Annotated in this window: 19 protein-coding genes and 1 riboswitch; all 19 genes read right to left on the reverse strand. The window is 56.3% G+C overall.

The annotated features are described in order from the left end of the window. Nucleotides 1-4 precede the first annotated feature (4 nt). Nucleotides 5-397: a hypothetical protein gene (locus Q7F15_RS18510; protein ID WP_171566163.1), complete on the reverse strand. Its 393-nt coding sequence runs from the start codon at nucleotides 395-397 to the stop codon at nucleotides 5-7. A gap of 166 nt (nucleotides 398-563) precedes the next feature. Continuing rightward, complete coding sequence (locus Q7F15_RS18515; protein ID WP_212133480.1) at nucleotides 564-1,856, reverse strand: arsenic transporter; 1,293 nt, start codon at nucleotides 1,854-1,856, stop codon at nucleotides 564-566. Nucleotides 1,857-1,975: 119 nt separating this feature from the next. After that, a complete protein-coding gene (gene pstB, locus Q7F15_RS18520; protein WP_171566160.1) occupies nucleotides 1,976-2,728 on the reverse strand; it encodes a phosphate ABC transporter ATP-binding protein PstB in 753 nt (250 codons plus the stop codon). A 133-nt stretch (nucleotides 2,729-2,861) separates the two neighbouring features. Further along, nucleotides 2,862-3,635 carry a phosphate ABC transporter ATP-binding protein PstB gene (gene pstB, locus Q7F15_RS18525; protein WP_171566159.1) on the reverse strand — a complete coding sequence of 258 codons (774 nt, stop codon included), beginning with the start codon at nucleotides 3,633-3,635 and terminating at the stop codon, nucleotides 2,862-2,864. Between the two features lie 16 nt (nucleotides 3,636-3,651). Beyond that, nucleotides 3,652-4,542 (reverse strand): phosphate ABC transporter permease PstA, encoded by an 891-nt coding sequence (gene pstA, locus Q7F15_RS18530; RefSeq protein WP_304414777.1) that lies wholly within the window; start codon nucleotides 4,540-4,542, stop codon nucleotides 3,652-3,654. Continuing rightward, complete coding sequence (gene pstC, locus Q7F15_RS18535; protein ID WP_249179188.1) at nucleotides 4,539-5,531, reverse strand: phosphate ABC transporter permease subunit PstC; 993 nt, start codon at nucleotides 5,529-5,531, stop codon at nucleotides 4,539-4,541. Before pstC ends, pstA begins: the two co-directional genes overlap by 4 nt. A gap of 103 nt (nucleotides 5,532-5,634) precedes the next feature. Beyond that, nucleotides 5,635-6,549: a phosphate ABC transporter substrate-binding protein gene (locus Q7F15_RS18540; RefSeq protein WP_230077678.1), complete on the reverse strand. Its 915-nt coding sequence runs from the start codon at nucleotides 6,547-6,549 to the stop codon at nucleotides 5,635-5,637. 181 nt (nucleotides 6,550-6,730) lie between these two features. Further along, complete coding sequence (locus Q7F15_RS18545) at nucleotides 6,731-7,306, reverse strand: GerMN domain-containing protein (protein WP_171566155.1); 576 nt, start codon at nucleotides 7,304-7,306, stop codon at nucleotides 6,731-6,733. A gap of 39 nt (nucleotides 7,307-7,345) precedes the next feature. Beyond that, on the reverse strand, nucleotides 7,346-8,986 hold the full coding sequence (locus tag Q7F15_RS18550) for an N-acetylmuramoyl-L-alanine amidase family protein (protein ID WP_171566153.1): 1,641 nt from the start codon (nucleotides 8,984-8,986) through the stop codon (nucleotides 7,346-7,348). A gap of 207 nt (nucleotides 8,987-9,193) precedes the next feature. Next, nucleotides 9,194-9,604, reverse strand: a complete 411-nt coding sequence (locus Q7F15_RS18555; RefSeq protein WP_171566152.1) for a hypothetical protein — start codon at nucleotides 9,602-9,604, stop codon at nucleotides 9,194-9,196. A gap of 79 nt (nucleotides 9,605-9,683) precedes the next feature. After that, complete coding sequence (locus tag Q7F15_RS18560) at nucleotides 9,684-9,941, reverse strand: hypothetical protein (protein ID WP_171566151.1); 258 nt, start codon at nucleotides 9,939-9,941, stop codon at nucleotides 9,684-9,686. Between the two features lie 129 nt (nucleotides 9,942-10,070). Then, nucleotides 10,071-11,696: a peptide ABC transporter substrate-binding protein gene (locus Q7F15_RS18565; protein ID WP_171566150.1), complete on the reverse strand. Its 1,626-nt coding sequence runs from the start codon at nucleotides 11,694-11,696 to the stop codon at nucleotides 10,071-10,073. Nucleotides 11,697-11,896: 200 nt separating this feature from the next. Further along, complete coding sequence (locus Q7F15_RS18570) at nucleotides 11,897-12,736, reverse strand: MetQ/NlpA family ABC transporter substrate-binding protein (protein ID WP_212133616.1); 840 nt, start codon at nucleotides 12,734-12,736, stop codon at nucleotides 11,897-11,899. Between the two features lie 49 nt (nucleotides 12,737-12,785). After that, nucleotides 12,786-13,451 carry a methionine ABC transporter permease gene (locus Q7F15_RS18575; protein ID WP_171566148.1) on the reverse strand — a complete coding sequence of 222 codons (666 nt, stop codon included), beginning with the start codon at nucleotides 13,449-13,451 and terminating at the stop codon, nucleotides 12,786-12,788. Between the two features lies 1 nt (nucleotide 13,452). After that, nucleotides 13,453-14,466 (reverse strand): methionine ABC transporter ATP-binding protein, encoded by a 1,014-nt coding sequence (locus tag Q7F15_RS18580; RefSeq protein WP_212133617.1) that lies wholly within the window; start codon nucleotides 14,464-14,466, stop codon nucleotides 13,453-13,455. An 81-nt stretch (nucleotides 14,467-14,547) separates the two neighbouring features. Beyond that, a riboswitch (SAM riboswitch) is annotated at nucleotides 14,548-14,663 on the reverse strand. A 130-nt stretch (nucleotides 14,664-14,793) separates the two neighbouring features. Then, the gene (locus Q7F15_RS18585) at nucleotides 14,794-15,771 is read right to left on the reverse strand and encodes an LCP family protein (RefSeq protein WP_171566146.1); all 978 of its coding nucleotides are present in this window, start codon (nucleotides 15,769-15,771) and stop codon (nucleotides 14,794-14,796) included. Between the two features lie 233 nt (nucleotides 15,772-16,004). Then, on the reverse strand, nucleotides 16,005-17,033 hold the full coding sequence (locus Q7F15_RS18590) for a methyltransferase (protein ID WP_171566145.1): 1,029 nt from the start codon (nucleotides 17,031-17,033) through the stop codon (nucleotides 16,005-16,007). 138 nt (nucleotides 17,034-17,171) lie between these two features. After that, nucleotides 17,172-18,044 (reverse strand): aldo/keto reductase, encoded by an 873-nt coding sequence (locus Q7F15_RS18595; RefSeq protein WP_171566144.1) that lies wholly within the window; start codon nucleotides 18,042-18,044, stop codon nucleotides 17,172-17,174. 177 nt (nucleotides 18,045-18,221) lie between these two features. Beyond that, the gene (locus tag Q7F15_RS18600; protein ID WP_171566143.1) at nucleotides 18,222-18,653 is read right to left on the reverse strand and encodes a BrxA/BrxB family bacilliredoxin; all 432 of its coding nucleotides are present in this window, start codon (nucleotides 18,651-18,653) and stop codon (nucleotides 18,222-18,224) included. Between the last annotated feature and the right edge of the window lie 19 nt (nucleotides 18,654-18,672).

Consider the following 18,672-nt stretch of genomic DNA (forward strand, 5'->3'; position numbering starts at 1 on the left):
CGCCTCACCCCCAGTACAGGGCCAGCAGCCCCAGGGCCGAGATCGCTGTCATCAGCAGCGGCAGCATAATGGGCGGGCCAACCAAAAAGTTTTGGCTCTGGGAATACCCGCCTACGCGCTGTCCCACTCCCGCAGTATGCAGATAGGCTCCGTACAGACTGCCAACCAAGCCAATCCACATAAACAGGGCAAACAGCACGCGCAGCCACCCCGCATTGTAAAAAGCCAGGACGATGGCGGTCACGGCAAACAAAGGCCCTTCGATCACCGGCACCCACATCTCCCAGCGGCGAAAGTTTTGCCGGGCGTGGAACAGTGTCACCTGAACAGACAGCATCGCAAACGCAAGTCCCACAAACAAGAGCAGCACCCGCTCAAGGGGCCAGCCTTGCCACATTGGTCATCTCCTCCTAGGAATCACATGTTCATCACCAGTGCTGTCCCTATTTTTTCCTCGATTTCCAGCGGCTATTCTCCCAATCGCGGCTCACTGCCCCAAAGACCCGAACCCAGCACAACAAAAAAAGGCCAGCCTGTCCACAGGCTGACCATGAGCGACCCGTTTATCCCGAAATAAGCAGCGTGAGATACAGGCCAGTCAACGTGAAAAACAATGTGGGCACGGTAAGGACGATCCCGGTGCGGAAATACTGGCCCCAGGTAATCGTCACACCCTTGCGCCCCAGTACGTGCAGCCAAAGCAGTGTCGCCAGCGAACCGATTGGCGTAATTTTGGGCCCCAGATCACAACCGATGACGTTGGCGTAGACGAGCGCTTCGCGAACCACCCCCGCAGTCGCCGTGCCCTGGACTGCCAACGCGTCAAACATCACCGTCGGCAAATTGTTCATCACCGAGGACAGCACTGCTGCAGTAAAGCCCGTCCCAACGGTCGCGGCAAACAGCCCGTGGACGGACAGCACATCCAGCCAGTCTCTCACCCAGTCGGTCAAGCGGGCGTTGTGCAGCCCCCAGACGACCACGTACATCCCGATGGAAAAAATCACGACCACCCACGGCGCCTCTTTCACAATCCGGCGCGGTTGAATCGCCGCGCTCTTTCTCGCTGCCAGGTAAAACGCTGCAGCCGCCCCGGCAATCAGCAGCGACACGGGAAGGTGCAGCCATTCACTAGCGAAAAAACCGGCCAAGAGAACGGCCAGAATCGGCCATGACAGGCGAAACAGCTCCTGATCCCGAATGGCCTCACGCGGCTCTTTCAGGTGGGTCAGGTCGCAGCTTCGGGGGATGCTGCGGCGAAAATACCAAAACAGCACCAGCAGGCTGGCCCCCACCGATACCAGCGTGGGCAGCAGCATCCTGCCCGCGTATGCGGCAAAGCCGATGCCGAAATAGTCGGCCGATACGATGTTGACCAGGTTGCTGACCACAAACGGCAAGGAGCTGGTGTCAGCGATAAAACCGCTGGCCATCACAAAAGCGAGCACCACCCGCCCGTCCAGCTGCAGGGCGCGCACCTGCGCGAGAACGATCGGCGTCAGGATCAGGGCCGTCCCGTCGTTGGTAAACAAGGCGGAAACGACCGTGCCCAACAGAATCACATAGACAAACATCTTCCGGCCGCTGCCTTTGGCCAATCGGACCATGTGCAGCGCCGCCCACTCAAAAAAGCCGATTTCATCCAGGATCAAGGATATGACGATGATGCCGACCAGGCTGATGGTGGCGTTCCACACGATGCCCGTCACTTCTCCGACGTCTGCCAGCGTGACCACCCCGCAGGCCAGTGCCAGCAGCGCGCCGCCGACAGCCGGATACCCGATCGACAGTCCGCGCGGCTGCCAGATGACTAGAGTCAAGGTAACTGCAAAAATGATGAATGCAAGCCAGACCACTGTTGTTTCTCCTCTCGCTCATCCCCCGCTGTGTCTGTTGTGTACGCGCGGCGGGACACATACATGAAAAAGAGCGAACCTCAAAAAGGCCGCTCTTCTTATATTACGATACTGTGGAGTTATCCGAAACGCCCCGTGATGTAATCTTCTGTCCGCTTGTCGTTCGGATGTTGGAAGATGACCGGAGTGGCGTCGTATTCCACCAGTTCTCCGTTGAGGAAAAACGCCGTCTTGTCGGAGATGCGGGCCGCCTGCTGCATGTTGTGGGTGACGATGACGATCGTGTAGGTACCCTTCAGCGTGAGCAGGAGCTCCTCGATCTTCGCCGTGGAGATCGGATCGAGCGCCGACGTCGGTTCGTCCATCAGCAAAATCTGCGGTTGGACCGCCAGCGCGCGGGCGATGCAGAGACGCTGCTGCTGACCGCCAGAGAGACCGTACGCCGGCTTTTTCAGCACGTCTTTTACCTCGTCCCAGAGCGCGGCTGCCCTCAGGCTGTTTTCCACGATCTCGTCCAGCGTGACGCGGTCCGTTATGCCGTGCAGACGCGGACCGTAGGCGATGTTGTCGTAAATGCTTTTCGGAAACGGGTTGGGCTGCTGAAACACCATCCCGATGTTTTTGCGCAGACGCTCCACGTCCACGTTGGGGCCATAGATGTCTTCGCCAAACACCTTGACCGTTCCCGTGATGCGCGTGTGCGGAACGTAGTCGTTCATGCGGTTCAGCGTCCGCAAAAACGTGGATTTTCCGCATCCCGACGGGCCGATCAGGGCCGTGATCGAGTGGGGTTCCACATCGAGATGGATATGATGAAGAGCTTGCTGTTTGCCGTAGTAGAGATTCAACTCACGAACCGAAATGACGCTCATGCGGTAATCGCTCCTTCGTTTCTCGTCTTCTCGATCGCGTCGCGGTGGACCACGAGGCCCTCCACCATGCAGTCAACCTGCGCGGCGAAGAGCTAGTCGCATTCAACATGCGGGCAATTCGACAGAGGGAGATTCAGCCGAAACGGCCGCTGATATAATCTTCCGTTTTCTTGTTTTGCGGCGCGGTGAAGATTTTCGACGTGTCGTTCATTTCCACCAGTTCTCCCATCAGGAAAAACGCCGTCTTGTCGGAGATGCGGGCAGCCTGGTGCAAATTGTGCGTCACGATCACAATAGTGTACTCTTCCTTCAAATCCAGCACCAGTTCTTCAATTTTCATCGTGGAAATCGGGTCCAGCGCGGAAGCCGGTTCGTCCAGCAGCAGAATCGTCGGCTGCATGGCGATCGCCCGGGCGATGCACAGCCGCTGCTGCTGGCCTCCGGACAGGGAGAGCGCAGACTCGTGCAGCCGGTCTTTCACTTCATCCCAGAGCGCTGCCTTGCGCAGGCTTTTCTCCACCAGCTCGTCCAGATCCCGCTTGTCATGCACGCCGTGAAAACGGGGAGCGAACGCAATGTTTTCGTAAATCGATTTGAAAAACGGATTGGCCCGCTGAAACACCATGCCGACCACCTGGCGCAGTCCTTCGATGGTGATCTTCTCGCTGTTCACCTCAATCCCGTCCACCACGATCGAACCGGTGACGCGGCAGCTGTCAACGAGGTCGTTCATCCTGTTCAGGCTGCGCAGGAGCGTTGATTTTCCGCAGCCTGATGGTCCGATAAACGCCGTGACCGCATTGCGTTCAATGTCCATGTTGATATTGGAAACGGCGCGTTTTTCGCCGTAGTACACAGAGACGTTGCGCATTTGAATGATCGTGTCAACCGCTGTGCCTGTTTGCATGGCGTTTATCCCTCCCCTAATTCGTTCCCGAAGTCATTTTCTTGTACAGCCAGCTGCCAAACCAACGGGCACCGAGATTGAACACGAGCACAGCCAGGACGAGAATGGCAGCCGCCCCGTCGGCGACGTCCCGGGCATCGGGGGTCAGCCCTTCGCTGTTTACTTTCCAAATGTGCACGGCAAGTGTTTCAGCCGGGCGGAACGGATTGAGCGGAGACGTCGGGCTGAACAGGGAAAAATCGGTGAAATTCAAGGTGGGAGACGACATTCCGGCGGTAAACAGCAGCGCCGCCGCTTCCCCGAAAACCCTGCCGGAAGCCAGAATCGCGCCGGTAATTATGCCCGGCAGCGCCGCCGGCAGAATGACGGAAACAATCGTCCGCCACTTGGTAATCCCCAGCGCCAGACTGGCCTCCTTTTGGCTGCGGGGGACGTTTCGCAGGGCATCCTCGGTAATCCGCACCAGCAGGGGGAGGTTAAACACGGGCAGGGCCAAGGCGCCGGACAGCAGGGAATATCCCCATCCAGTCATGTTGACGAACACCAGCAGCCCAAACAGGCCGACGACGATGGATGGAAGGGAAGACAGCACTTCGATGCTCAACCGGATAAACTGGGTAAACCGATTATCGGGAGCGTATTCAGCCATGTAGATGCCGGCCCCGATTCCCAGCGGCAGGGCAATCAGCATGGTCAGCACCAGCAGGTAGATGGAGTTGAACAACTGCGGCCCTACTCCCCCGCCTGCATTGACAATGTCGGGCGGAGAGGTGAGAAAGTCGAGCGTGAGCTTGTGCCATCCCTGCGAGAGGATGAAGCCAAGCAGCCCCACCAGTGTGCCGATGATCAACAGCGCAATCAGTGTAAGAACAACCGTGGCCGCGCGATCAATAACTTTTGCTCTCATTTGGTCACCATCTTCCTTCTGCCGAGAATGCGCAAGACCATGATGAAGACAAACGACATCAGCAGAAGCAGGAGCGCCATGGACCACAGGGCGTTGTTGTAGGGCGTCCCCTGGATCGTGTTACCCATATTCAGCGTAATCGCGCTGGTCAGGGTGCTGATCGGATCGAGCAGGCCGCCCGGCAGCCTGGTGGTGTTGCCAATCACCATCTGCACAGCCAGCGCCTCCCCGAACGCACGGGCCATCCCCAACACGACAGCGGTCAGGCACCCCGGCAGCGCAGAATGAAGCACCACATTCCAAATCGTCTGCCAACGGGTCGCTCCCAGCGCGAGCGAGGCGTTGCGCAAATCCTGCGGCACAGCCTCAATGGCGTCCATCGCCACACTGGTAATGGTCGGCAGAATCATCAGGGCCAACACGAGCCCCCCAGCCAGCAGGCTGAACCCCAAAACGTCAAACTGCTCGCGGATAAACGGCACCAGCAAGGTAAGACCAACGTAGCCGTACACGACCGACGGAATGCCCACCAGCAGTTCGATGACCGGCTTGAGCACTTTTTTTCCGAAACCCGGGAACATTTCCGTCATGAAAATGGCTGCGCCAATGCCCAACGGGGCCGCAATGAGAGCAGCCAGCAGGGTGACGAGAGACGAACCGAGAATAAACGGCAGCACGCCGTATACAGCCGGTTCACCTTCCGGGTCCCATTTTACCCCGATCAAAAACTCGCCCAGGCTCACCCCGTTGACCAGGAACGTCGACAGCCCTTTGGAGGCGATAAAATACGTGATGGACAGCACGACAACCACCAGCACACCGGCGCACGCCATGGCGATAAAACGGCCAGTAACGTTCTCTGTAAACTGACGCTTGTTGTACGTCAGCAGCTTGCGATCGATCGCGGACGTCCGTTCCCCGACTTCCGACGTGCGGTCTGCGCTGATGCGGTTGTTTACGATGATTGACCCTTCCGAACGATGGCTCATACTCTCCCTCCATATGAATCAACGAACATATAAATCAGCGAAACACGCAAAATGAGGGGCAAGTGCCCCCCCACCCCTCATTCTGCTGCCGATTGTCTGTCCATTATTTTTGGGTTACATTGCCTTGGGCGTCGCGCTCCACCTTCATGTCGGTGATGGGCAGGAAGCCCAGGTCCGTGACGGTTTTCTTCTGTACCTCATCGCTCAGAATGAAGTCGAGAAACGCTTTTGCCGTGCCGGTCGGTTCCCCTTTGGTGTACATGTGTTCATACGCCCATACCGGATACTTGTTCGCGGCGATGTTTTCCGCAGAGGCTTCCACGCCGTCCAGTTTCAGCGCTTTTACCGAATCGTCGATGTAGGAAAGCGCCAGGTAGCCGATTGCACCCGGAGTTTCGGCTACGATTTTGCGGACAGTGCCGGAGGAGTCCTCGGTGATGCCTTCTGCTTCGTCATGGCCGTCCAGCGCGAATTTGTGGAAGGTGGCGCGAGTGCCGGAGCTCTTCGGACGGTTGACCAGCGTTACTTTCAGATCTGGGCCGCCTACTTCCTTCCAGTTGGTGATTTTGCCGGTGAAAATGTCAATCAACTGCTGCTTGGTCAGATTGTCAACCGTGACTTTCGGGCTTACCACCGCTGCCATCCCGACTACCGCCACTTTATGGTCAACCAGTTCGTTGGCCGGAATGCCTTGTTTCTCCTCGGCGAAGATGTCGGAGTTGCCGATGGTGGCTGCCCCGCTGGCAACCTGGCTCAAACCGGTGCCACTGCCGCCGCCCTGCACCTGAATTTGCACGCCCGGATTCTTGGCCGTGAAGTCTTTGGCAGCTTGTTCGACGAGCGGCTGCAGCGCGGTGGAACCTACGGCGGTTACCGGCTCGCCGGATACGGAAGATCCGTTGTTTTGCGTATTGCCTTGTTGTTCCGGTTGTGCCGGAGCCGCGTTGTTGCTTCCGCATCCCGCCAGAAGCGCCCCTGCCACGGTCAGCACCATAAGCAATTTGCCGAGCTTTTTCATCTGATGAAAATCCTCCTTAATCATCGGTTTGGATTGTTTCTCTTTCCATGAACAAACTATATCGCTCGAATGTTGCTGAATTGTGGTGCCATTGTAAAGCTTTCATAAAGTTTGCCGATTCGCCCATGCCCCTTCCATAACAAAAAAACGACATGTCCGATATTGGACATGTCGTTTTTCATTATTGGCTGTCTCTTGTCAACGGTTCCGTGATGTCAACGTGCCCCATCAGGGACTCGGTCGGCTTGCCGTCTTCCAGAATCACGATTTGCTTCACTTCGTCGAACTGGAAGAGCGTCTGCTTCAACGCATCAATGGCCAAGGCTTCGCCGCTGGAACCGAGGTTGTACACATTCTTGCTGTCAGCGTCAATGGTCAGTGTGCCTTTGTCAAACGTGACAGAGTGATAACGGAAATCCTTCCACAGCGGGCTGTGTCCCGCCTGCTTCGGTTTTTCCAACAGGGCGATCGCTTTTTTGTACTTGTCGAGGTCATCGGCATACGCGATCTCCTGCTCTTCCTTTTTCAGGTCCGTCAGGTTGTCGTCCGTGTAGTATACGGCGATTGTCTGCTTGGTGAGCTGCGGCTGCTCCGGCTGTTCAGCCTGAGGTTGCCCCGGCTGTTCAGCCTGCTGTTGCTGCGCAGGTGCGCCCGTCTGCTGGCCGGATGGCTGCGGCTCGGGCTTCGCCCCCTGTCCGCATCCTGCCATAAGCAGCACGAGAGCAGCAGCGAGTCCGATCAAACTGCGTCGTTTCATCGGGAACCCCCCTTCTGGTCATGTCGCCTGACTTGCCGCTTACCGGTACGTGAGATAGTACTCGCGAATGGCGGCGGCAAGCGCTTTGGCTACTTTGTCCTGAAACGCCGGCGACGTGAGTTGGGCGTTTTCCGTCGGATTGGAGAGGAAGCCCGTCTCCGTCAGCACGGCCGGCATTTTCGTGTTTTTAATGACGTAAAACGCCGTTTGCTTCACGCCACGGTCGGCAAATTTCGTCGCCCCCTGCAGGTGGCGGTGCACAATCCGGGCAAGGGCCTCGCTGTTGGCGTTGTAGTAGAACGTCTCGGTTCCCCCTGCGGTCGGCTTCGTGAACGAGTTGGCGTGAATCGAGATGAACAAATCCGCATTGCGGCTGTTGGCGAACTCCACGCGCTCTGCCAGGGTCAGATAGACGTCTGTGGTGCGCGTCATCTCCACCTGAAACTCGGGGTACTGCTTCAACTCTGCCGCCAGTTTTTTTGACACGGCCAGGGTAAAGTCTTTTTCCACATTTCCGGCTGTGCCGCTGGCCCCATTGTCGTGGCCCCCGTGCCCCGCGTCGACGACAATCAAAAAGCCTGTCTTGCCGGGAGCAGTCGCAGCAGGCGCCAGTTTGACGGCAATCCCGTCGTTGGTATACTCCAAATTATACTGACTCTTCTGGTTCAGCTCAATGACGACCCGAACCGTCTTTGGCGAAGAACTGTACTGGCTGTAGCGGATATTGGCAATCAACGTGTCGTCTTCAGGCTTGTCCGACGGCGACATCTGATTCGCCTCTTCCGTTTGATCCGGCTGATTCTGCCCATCTGTCTCTTCGACCTCGTCGGCCTTCTGGCTGCCCAGTTTGGCCACCAGGTCGTCGTCCAGCTCGGTCTGCGGCAGATCCAGCACGATGCGGTGCGGTCCCTCCAGGACGAACGTTTCAGGGGTTACTGGCAGCGTGGTGTCGATCCAGACGCTGTCCCCTTCTGCAGCAACACCGGTAAAGCGGCTGAGCCGTTTAATCTCGACGCGGTTGTCCCGTTTGTCCCACGTCATGCGGCCGCCCAATTCCTCTTCCAACCGATCCAGGGGCACGACCTGCTGATCGTCGATGGTGATGGCCTCAGCCGGGTGCTTCCAGGCGAAATCCTTCCATCCCACTTGTTCGGCCACCGCCTGTGCGGAGACGTACAGCGAGTCGCCCATCCGGTAGAAGTCCAGCGACTTGGACGGACTTTTGCCGTTGATCAGCACGGCTGGCGTCTCGTTGGCGATTACCGTGCGGGTGGACGCGTTCCATCCCACCGTGACACCGAGCGATTCAGCGACAAACCGGATCGGCAAAAGCATCCGCTGCTGGCGCACGACCGGCGGAGTGTCCAGCTTCACCTGTTTCCCGTTGACCTTGGCTGCCGTGGAATCAAGCGTGAGCACTAGATTATGTACGCCGCGCTTGATGGTGGCTGTCCGCGCGGCCTCATCCCACTTCACATCGGCGCCCAAGCCTTCGGCGATCACACGGATCGGCACCAGCGTGCGGCCGTTTTGGATAAGCGGCGGCACGTCAGGCTTGACAGCTTGTCCATCGATCATCAGGTTCACCGGTTCTTCCTTGGCGCTGCCAGCTGCCGCAGCCCACCCGGGGATGAGCAGCAGGACCAGCAGAACAAAAAATAGTAACGATCGTCTCTTCATCCTGACCTCCTCCGTTGGTATTTCTTGTTTTGGCATAAACTACCGAGCGGGATGCGCCATAGTATTAGACGCAACAAAGGCGGCAAAGTTTGTAGGAGTTTTGGACCAAATTCAGTCGAAAAAAGATAAAATACGTCGAATTATGTCACGTATTTTCCAGTAATTATTAGTTGACAAAAAAGAGGCGCTTCCTTGGAAGAGAACGCCTCAACGTTTGCCCCAGCCCAGAAAACGTCTTTCCTTCCGGCTGGCCTGGGTGACGGATTTGCCTGTCAAACCTGAGTTTGCCAGGAACTGCTGAATCATGGCGATCACGGCCGGGTTGGAAAGCACCTTGATCGACTCCGCCACCTTGGGATTTTTCAATTGGGGAAACGCACTGCTCAAATGAGGAAGCAAGGGCAGCAGGTCTTCCAAGGAGAGCTTGGGTTTCTCCGGCTCCACTTGGACCGGAGCCCTCCGCCGCCGGCCAAAAATCGACCCCCGCCTGCGAGGGACCGGCTGTACCTTCAAGCGGTTGAGCGTCTCCTTCATCTCCTGCAGTTCACTCCGCACCTGGTCCATTTCGCTGATGATCTGTTCTTTGCTGGTGTATTGAGCATCGGCCAACTGGTTCATTTTCTCAAGCAATTGCGCGAGGGAGACGGTGGTTTTTTTCTTGCCTTTCGTCTTCTGAGCGATAGTCTCACCTCCCCCGCTATTTCATTCGCTTCTTGATGTTGTTTAAATCGCCCAGCTTTACACCCTTTTGGGCCAGCTTGTTCATCAGGCTGTTGACGTCCTCCGTTCGAGCCATCCGCCGAAACTGTGCCACGTACTGATCCAATTCCTGCTCGGTAAACGACTTCCCGAACTTTCTGCCCAGATCGCGCATCACTTCCTTCAGCCCTGCGTCTGTCTTCAGCTTATCTTTCGGTATGGACCTGACCAGGTTCAGCAGCTTTCCAAGATCCACGGCTTCTCCCCCTTGGTACGGTTTATTCCTTGTTACTCTATGACCAAAGAGGCTCGGGGGATTGGTCGATTGTCCCTGTCGGATGAAAAAAAGAAGAGAAGCACACGCATGTGCTTCTCGGTTTTGCCCTTATTCAAAGGAAGCCCATTTCCAGTCGACGTTGCCAAGATCGCTGATGACAACCCCTTTGAGGTTCTCCTTTTGCACCCAGGAGTGGGTGTAGTAGTAGATCGGGATGACGGGCATTTCGTCCATGAAGATGGACTCGGCCTCGGCCAGAATCTGCTTGCGCTTCTCCGTATCATTTTCCATGCTGGCCTGATCCAGCAGCTCCTTGAACTTGGGATGTTCCCAACGGGTGTCGTTGTTGCCGCCCATTTTTTCCTTAAACAACTCCAGGAAGTTGATCGGGTCGTTGAAATCACCCAGCCAGCCCTGGCGGCCGATTTGGAATTTGCCTTGGTGCAGGTCTTCGATGTACACCTTCCACTCCTTGTTTTCCAACCTTACATCGACGCCCAACGCTTTTTTCCATTGATCCTGGATCGCCTGGGCGATTTTTTGGTGCCCTTCTGTCGTGTTGTAGGAGAGGGTGACCGTCGGCAGCTTGGTGATGCCCAGCTCCTTCATGCCTTCTGCCAGCAGCTTCTTGGCAGTCTCCACGTCGTTGTCCTTGAAGTAGCCGTCCTTGTTCAGCGCCATGGTCGGCGGTACAGCCCCCATCGCCGGAAGTTGACCGGCCTGCAATACGTTGTCGATCAGGGATTGACGGTCAATCGCGTAAGCAAATGCTTTACGGATTTTTGCATTATTAAACGGAGGTTGCTCTGTATTGAACTTATACCAGTAGACACCTGCGATGGTCTTGTTGTGCATCTTCCCGGATTCTTTCAACATCGGGATGGCGTCCGTCGGCAGTGCACTTATCGGCGCGCCGGCCCAGTCGAGCTCGTCGCGTTCAAACATGGACAGTTCGGTGTTCTCGTCATCTACCATGGAGAACTCGATTTTGTCCATTTTTACCACGTCTTTATCCCAGTAATTTTCATTTTTCACGAGCACCAGCTTGTTCTTGTGCTCCCATTCCGCCATCTTGAACGGACCGTTCCCCACGTGGGTGCTCGCCTGCATCGCCCAGTTCGGGTTGGATTCAACCAGCTTCTTGTTGACCGGGAAATAGGTCGGGAACGCCGTCAGTTCCTTGAAGAAAGGCGTCGGCCTTTCCAGCTTTACTTCCAGCGTCTTTTCGTCCAGCGCCTTGACGCCGACGTCCTCCGCTTTCGCCTTGTTCTTGTTGTACGCCTCTCCGTTCTTGATGTAGTACAGCTGATACGCGTAGGCTGCTCCGGTCTTCGGGTCGAGCGCGCGCTTCCAGGCAAACTCGAAGTCGTGCGCGGTCACCGGGTCGCCGTTGCTCCACTTGGAGTCGCGCAGATGGAAGGTGTACGTGAGGCCGTCAGCCGATACGTCGATTTTTTCCGCCACGGACTCGTGCGGCTGACCGTCCGCGCCGATCCGGGTAAGCCCGTCAAATGTTGCCCGAATAATGGCCGAAGAGGTTGTATCTTCGGAAAGACCCGGGTCAGCCGTAGGCGGTTCGGAGTGCAGGTTCAACCTCAGCACCTGCGAGCCGGTTTTCTTCGCTTCCTCTGCCTGGGACCCCTGGCTTGGGTTGTCGGAATTGCCTCCACACCCTGCGAGAGCGGCACCGAGCACGAGGAGTGAACTCATCGCAATAAAAATATTCTTTTTCATGCCACTTATCCCCCTTGTCTAAATCTTTCCTCAAATATACCTCTATATATGTTGTTTTTAAACAAGTTTTACGTTGATTTAATAAAATTTTATTTATTTATAAAAAAAATCGTCGGAATGATAAACATTCATGCAAAAGTGGACGGCAAACATAAAAAACGCCCGAATCAGCCGATTCGGGCGTCAGAGGAGGGACGGCCTTAGAATGCCGGCACAACCGCTCCTTTATACGTATCCTCGATGAACTTTTTCACATCCGGCGAGTTCAGCTCTTTCGCCAGCTTTTGGATGGCCTCGGAGTCCTTGTTATCCGGACGTGCTACCAGATAGTTGGCGTACGGAGAGTCCTTGTCTTCAATGATCAGTGCGTCTTCGGTCGGCACCAGTTTGGCTTCCAGCGCGTAGTTGGTATTGATCATCGCCAGATCCACTTCTTCCAGAACGCGCGGCAGCATGGCTGCTTCTACTTCTTTGAACTGCAGGTTTTTCTTGTTTTCGACGATATCTTTTACGGTGCCTTTGATGCCAACGCCGTCTTTCAGCTTGATCAGGCCGTTTTTCTCCAGCAGGGCCAGCGCACGGCCGTTGTTGGTCGGGTCGTTCGGCAGAGCGATGGTTGCACCGTCGGCCAGTTCGTCAATCTTTTTGATTTTCTTGGAGTAAGCACCAAACGGCTCGATGTGCACTGCCACCACCGGCACCAGGTTCATGTTTTGGTCTTTATTGAACTGCTCCAGGTACGGAATGTGCTGGTAGAAGTTGGCGTCCAACTGTTGTTCGTTCAACTGCACGTTTGGCTGTACATAGTCGGTAAATTCCTTAACTTCCAGGTTAATGCCCTGTTCTTTCAGTTTCGGCTGGATGAATTTCAGAATTTCAGCATGAGGTACAGGCGTAGCGCCCACTTTCAGGGTGATTTCTTTTTGTTCGCCCCCGTCCGAACCGCCAGACGCATTCGGAGCGGTTTCGGTTTTCGTGCCGCATGCCGCCAGAGACAGTGCCAGTACAGTCGACAGAATGGAAACAGCCCATTTTTTCACAGATGATTACCCCTTTCTCTTTCATATTGTTGTCTTTATGGTAAAGATCTTACTTGCGGCTGAAACGGATTACCAATTTGTCTCCCAGCGTTTGCAAGATCTGAACCAACACCAGCAAAATCACGACAGTAACAATCATCACATCGGTCTGGAACCGCTGGTAACCGTAGCGGATGGCCAGGTCGCCCAGTCCGCCGCCGCCGATCACGCCAGACATCGCCGTGTAGGAAACAAGCGCCACGGTGGTAATCGTAATGCCGGCAATCAACCCCGGACGGGATTCAGGCAGCAGCACGTTCCAAATAATCTGCCACTTGGACGCTCCCATCGACTGGGCCGCTTCGATCACACCGCGGTCCACTTCCCGAAGCGACGTCTCCACCAGTCTGGCGAAAAACGGAGCCGCCCCGATCACCAACGGCGGAATCGCTCCCTTGACCCCCAGCGAGGTGCCGACCAGGATTTTCGTCAGCGGAATCAACATGATCATCAGGATGATAAACGGCACCGAACGCAGCACGTTTACGACAAAGGAAGCAATCGTGTAAAAGACGCGGTTTTCCAAAAGCTGTCCCTTGGAGGTGAGAAACAGCAGGACGCCCAGCGGCAGTCCGATCAGGACGGTAAACAGCGTCGAAAAGCCCAGCATCGTCAGTGTATCCAATGTGGCCTTGCCGATTTCCGCCACATCGACGTTTTCAAACGTCAGTCCCATGTTACATCACCTCCACTTCAAGACCGCGCTGGCGCAGGGTTTCGATCGCGCGGCTGTTCTGCTCCGGATTGCCGCTCAATTCGACGACCAGCTGGCCGTAAGGTGTATCTTTCATCCGCGAAATCGTACCCTGCAGGATGCTGAACATCGTGCCGGTCTCCTGCATGGTCTGGAACAGGATCGGCTGGTACGTCTTTTCGCCCAGGAACGTGATGCGCACAATCGTCTGGTCGCCGGCCGCCTTTTCGTGAGCCACCACTTCCCGCAGCTCGGCGGAATCGGCCACCTGCTCCACGAACTCCCGCGTCGTCGGATGCTGCGGTTTGAGGAACACGTCCAGCACCTTGCCTTCCTCGACGATGACACCTCCGTCGATAACGCCGACACGGTCGCAGATGGAGCGGATGACGTGCATCTCGTGCGTAATCAGGACGATGGTCAGGCCCAGCTTGCGATTGATGTCGAGCAGCAGGGCGAGGATCGAATTGGTCGTCTGCGGGTCGAGCGCGGACGTCGCCTCGTCACACAGCAATACTTTCGGATCGCTGGCCAACGCGCGGGCGATCCCGACACGCTGCTTCTGCCCGCCGGAGAGCTGGCTCGGATACTTGTCGCGGTGTGCTTCCAGGCCGACCAGTGTGAGCAGTTCGTTTACCTTTTTGTCAATCTCCGCCTTGGGCCGCTTGGCCAGCTTCAGCGGAAAGGCCACGTTCTCCGCCACCGTGGCCGAAGAGAGCAGATTGAAGTGCTGAAAGATCATGCCGATTTGGCGCCGCTGCTCCTGCAGCTTGCGGTCATCCAGTGTAGTCAGGTCGACGCCGTCTACGATTACGTGACCGGATGTCGGACGCTCCAGCATGTTGATGCAGCGAATCAGTGTACTTTTCCCGGCACCGGAATGTCCGATGATGCCGAAGATTTCTCCTTTTTCTATGGTCAGGTCAATCCCCATTAGTGCGGGGACCGTCTTGCCCTGTACCGTGTAGTTTTTGCGCAAGTTTTGCAAGCGAATCATCCGGTTCACCTCCCTATACGGAACAAACCCCTTTTTCAGCATGAAAAAGGGGTTTGCATCGATATCCGATCACATCCACCCTTCTCATCTCTCAAGATTCTCCGATCTTGTAGGAATTGGCACCGCGACACCCATCTGTGCGATGAGCCGGTTGCCGGGCTTCATTGGGCCTGTCCCTCCGCCTCTCTTGATAAGAAGAATTTCTCCGTATATGCTGTTTGTTTGTATTTTCGTTGATACAAATCGGATTATATTCCATTTAAAAAAACGATGTCAATGGAAAATTAAAGGAAAAGTGCAGGGCGATCTGCCCGCTTGAAGAGAGCCTCAGCTCTGCTTCCCGTCCGTTTCCCCCGCGGAATTGGCTTCCGGTTGGGCTTGCAGTTTTTCCTGAACAAAAGCCTGAACACGTTCCACATCAGGAATAAGGACAGCACCGGCGCGATTGGATTCGCTGAACATCCCCATTGGCGGAAGCTGATACTGACCGGGCTGTTCGGTGTTCAGCGTCAATCCGAGCGAGGCCAGCTTCAACATGTCCAGAGAGCTGATGTTGGTCTGCACGTACGGGGTAATTTCTTTCAAAATGGACGGCAGTTGGATCAGCGTGGTGCCGCTCTTCATCTGGTCGGCCAGCGCGGCCATCAGCTTCCGCTGCCGCTCCGTCCGCGTGTAGTCGGACGTCGCGTCGTGACGGAAGCGGACGTATTGCAGCGCCTTGGAGCCGTCAAGCCGCTGCAGCCCTTTTTTCAGATCAATATCGTACATGCCCTTGTCCGTAGGGTCGCGGTACCGCATGTTTTTCTCCACGTACAGCTCCACGCCGCCGACAGCGTCAATCAGATGCTTGAAGCCCTCGAAGTCGGTGATCACATACCGGTTCACCGGCAGCCCGGTAAACTGGCTCACGGTTTCCATCGCCAATTCCGGCCCGCCTTCGACAATTGCCGCATTGATTCGCGCATGTCCGTGGTCGGGAATCTCTACGTAGGTATCGCGCAAAATCGAAAACAAGTCATATCGTTTCGCAACCGGATCAATGCTGAGCAGCATCATCGAATCGGAACGGGGCAGCGCGTTGCTGCGCATGCCGCGCCGGTCAACGCCCATCAACAGGATGTTGACGCGCTCCTTGCCGTCCCACGTGGGAATCTCCGCCGCCTTGGTCGCGCCGCCGGCGGGATGGTCGATTACGTTTGGCTGTTGAATGTCCTCGGCAAATTGATACAGCGAATATCCGTAGTACCCCCCTGCCGCAGCGACTGCCACGATCAGGAGGAGCAGCATTCGTTTCAAAAAGCGCATATGGAAAACGCCACCTTTGTCTCTTTCAGATAATATACTCCCCACTTTGTCTAGTATACTCGAATCCGGTCGAAGGCGGGCACCCTATATTTGGCTGGAATCTTGTTATGTAGGTGCGCATGTGACCTGGCGATGCTTGAATAAAAAATGACACCTCCCTGCTACACGCGGATGAGGTGTCATCACAAACATTGGGCTATGCTATTGTTAAACAGATTGACTGGGCCATCCTGTCACACAGGGACAGCCTCCAGCATTGAGACGGCTGCAGACGTCGGAATGATCCGCTGCAGTTCAAAGCCCGCTTTCCGGAAAAGCGTCCGGAACTCCGCCTCGGTCCGTTCCTTTCCCGTAGCCATGATCATCATTTCCAGATCAATCAACATGGACGGATGCGGTTGATTATTGGCCGGAACGACCATCTCGATCACCAGGAGCTTTCCGTCTTCCCGGATGGCCCGTCGGCAGTTGCGGAAAATGGCAACGGCTTCCTCGTCGTTCCAGTCGTGGATAATGTTCTTCATCATGTACAGATCGCCGCCTGCCGGAACCGATTCAAAAAAGCTGCCGCCGATACACGCGCACCGATCCGCAAGCCCGGCCTCGGCAATGTGCCGCCGGGTGCCCTCAATTACGGCGGGAACGTCATAGATCGCCCCTTTCAGCCCCGGATAAGCATTCAGGATGGCGGTCATTAATCGGCCGTGACCGCCTCCCACGTCGATCACCTTGTCATATGGGGAAAAGTCGTACGCCCGCACCAGCGCCGACGCCATCCGGTTGGACATGTCCGACATGGCCTGGTTGAACTGCTCACCCGCATCGGGATGACGCTCCAGGTACGCAAAAACGCCCATGCCGTGCACGTCCTGAAATGCCGATTTGCCCGTTTTCACCGTATACATGATGTTGCTCCACGCGTCCCGATGCCATTTTTCCCCCATCATGATCGCCATGCCGCGCAGGCTGTTCGCTCCTGACTGCAGATACGAACCGAGCGGCCCCAGTGCAAACCGCTGCTCACCTTCCTCCCGAAACAGCCCGATGCCGCACAGCGCCCTCAAAATGCGATGGAGCGACGGGGCATGCGTCTCGGTCGCCTCGGCAAGCTCGCCGACGTTCTTCGGCCCATCCGCCAGCAGATCAGCAATTCCCAGCTTGGCGGCAACATAGATGGCCTGCTGCACCCATCCCCCGGTGATCCATTCCATGACCCGATCGGCTAACGCCTGTTGTAACTGTGACTTCTTCTCGTTTTGCATCCTGTCTCCCCCGCTCTATGGATTTTGTCTCACTGCCAAGGGTATTCAGGCACGTACAATAAAATTCCAGTTCATTCAAATAATAACGCTCTTTTCCATTTTGGAAAAGAGCGTTTGTCTCCGCGGTTATCTCCACAGTTAAAACTTCAGCTCCGGCAGCTGGTACCACTCGCCGGACATCCATTCGCTTGCCTTCCAGCGCAGCACGTCGGGACGGACGAGCGAAATGATCTCCTGGAAAAAGGCGACCCGCTCGATGTCGGTCATTGGGACAAAGCGGTTTGCCGCCTCCACATCCGCCTCCAGTTCGCTCATCTTGCTGACCCCGAGGATCGCGGTGGACACGGGCAGACTCCAGGTGTAGCGCAGAGCCTGTTCCGTCCACGGCGCCAGTTGGCCCAGCGCCATCACCTTCATCCCGATGACAGCCACGCCTTTTTCCACCGCCAGCGGAACGAATTCGTGGGCAAAGCTGTAGATAAAGTGATCCAGCGCCGACAGGGCGACCAGTGCGCTGTCAAACGGGAAGCGGCGAATGGCTTCCGCCAGCAAACGGGGATCGGTATGGCCGCTGATGCTCAGCTTGCGCACCAGCCCCTGTTCCCGAGCCTCGACGAGTGCTTCCAGGGCGCCGCCCTTGGCAAAAATGGCTTCAAAGTCGTGCGGCTGCATGACGTTGTGCACCCGCCACTCGTCGACGTAATCGGTCTGGAGCCGCTTCAAGCTGGCTTCCAGATCGCGCCAGGCCAAATCACGCGTCCGACCGCCGGTTTTGGTGGCGATCCACACCTTGTCGCGCAGCCCTTTCAGTCCCTTGCCCAGCCGCGTCTCCGACTGGCCGTCGCTGTAACTGGGCGCCGTATCAAAGTAGTTGACGCCTAATTCCACGGCGCGGCGGACAATGGCAATCGCATTTTCCTCGCTGCAGCCGTGTTCATCCACAATGCGCTGGGCGCCAAAGCCCAGCAGGGAGACCTGATGAGGGTCTCGTCCAAATGAACGGGTAATCATGCTTGGTCATCCTTTCGCAACATGCGCCCGGGCGTTCCCCCGCGAACCGCATCCCACCGCAGCGGCTTGCAAGCAGCCTGGCGGCGGGTCCATGGGGGTGCCGGGCTGTGGCAATTCGTTTTTACAACCACGCAGAACAAGACGCCCGCAGCGGAGCGTCTTGCCTCATGTTCGATGTTAGTCGCAATATTTATCGTACGCGTCGGTCAACAGCTTGGAAATGGTCACCAGGTCGTTGTTTTCGATCTGATGGCGCTCGATCATCGTCACCAGTTTGCCGTCCTTCATCAGGGCAAACGACGGCGACGACGGCGGATAGCCTTCAAAGTACTCACGCGCCTTGGCGGTCGCCTCTTTGTCCTGACCGGCGAAGACGGTGTAGAGGTGATCCGGCTTTTTCGGATGGTTGAGCGAGTGAGCCACGGCCGGACGGGCCAGACCGGCCGCGCAGCCGCAGACGGAGTTGACCACAATCAGTGCGGTGCCTTTCAGGTTCGGCAGCGTTTTTTCCACTTCCTCCGCCGTGCGCAGTTCGGTAAAGCCGACGCGGGTCAGCTCGTCGCGCATCGGTTGAATCACTTGATTCATGTATGCCTCGTAGGACATCATGGGGCATTCTCTCCTTTTT

It is taken from the genome of Brevibacillus aydinogluensis, from assembly GCF_961514395.1.
Lineage (GTDB): Bacteria > Bacillota > Bacilli > Brevibacillales > Brevibacillaceae > Brevibacillus > Brevibacillus aydinogluensis.

Excerpts from the sequence above, each read along its gene's own strand:
- Q7F15_RS18510 (WP_171566163.1), bottom strand. The coding sequence starts at position 397 with ATGTGGCAAGGCTGGCCCCTTGAGCGGGTGCTGCTCTTGTTTGTGGGA.
- Q7F15_RS18540 (WP_230077678.1), bottom strand. The coding sequence starts at position 6,549 with ATGAAAAAGCTCGGCAAATTGCTTATGGTGCTGACCGTGGCAGGGGCG.
- Q7F15_RS18585 (WP_171566146.1), bottom strand. The coding sequence starts at position 15,771 with ATGCGCTTTTTGAAACGAATGCTGCTCCTCCTGATCGTGGCAGTCGCT.
- Q7F15_RS18575 (WP_171566148.1), bottom strand. The coding sequence starts at position 13,451 with ATGGGACTGACGTTTGAAAACGTCGATGTGGCGGAAATCGGCAAGGCC.
- Q7F15_RS18550 (WP_171566153.1), bottom strand. The coding sequence starts at position 8,986 with ATGAAGAGACGATCGTTACTATTTTTTGTTCTGCTGGTCCTGCTGCTC.
- pstA (WP_304414777.1), bottom strand. The coding sequence starts at position 4,542 with ATGAGAGCAAAAGTTATTGATCGCGCGGCCACGGTTGTTCTTACACTG.
- Q7F15_RS18590 (WP_171566145.1), bottom strand. The coding sequence starts at position 17,033 with ATGCAAAACGAGAAGAAGTCACAGTTACAACAGGCGTTAGCCGATCGG.
- Q7F15_RS18555 (WP_171566152.1), bottom strand. The coding sequence starts at position 9,604 with ATGAACCAGTTGGCCGATGCTCAATACACCAGCAAAGAACAGATCATC.
- pstB (WP_171566159.1), bottom strand. The coding sequence starts at position 3,635 with ATGCAAACAGGCACAGCGGTTGACACGATCATTCAAATGCGCAACGTC.
- pstC (WP_249179188.1), bottom strand. The coding sequence starts at position 5,531 with ATGAGCCATCGTTCGGAAGGGTCAATCATCGTAAACAACCGCATCAGC.
- Q7F15_RS18580 (WP_212133617.1), bottom strand. The coding sequence starts at position 14,466 with ATGATTCGCTTGCAAAACTTGCGCAAAAACTACACGGTACAGGGCAAG.
- Q7F15_RS18595 (WP_171566144.1), bottom strand. The coding sequence starts at position 18,044 with ATGATTACCCGTTCATTTGGACGAGACCCTCATCAGGTCTCCCTGCTG.
- Q7F15_RS18600 (WP_171566143.1), bottom strand. The coding sequence starts at position 18,653 with ATGATGTCCTACGAGGCATACATGAATCAAGTGATTCAACCGATGCGC.
- Q7F15_RS18565 (WP_171566150.1), bottom strand. The coding sequence starts at position 11,696 with ATGAAAAAGAATATTTTTATTGCGATGAGTTCACTCCTCGTGCTCGGT.
- Q7F15_RS18545 (WP_171566155.1), bottom strand. The coding sequence starts at position 7,306 with ATGAAACGACGCAGTTTGATCGGACTCGCTGCTGCTCTCGTGCTGCTT.
- pstB (WP_171566160.1), bottom strand. The coding sequence starts at position 2,728 with ATGAGCGTCATTTCGGTTCGTGAGTTGAATCTCTACTACGGCAAACAG.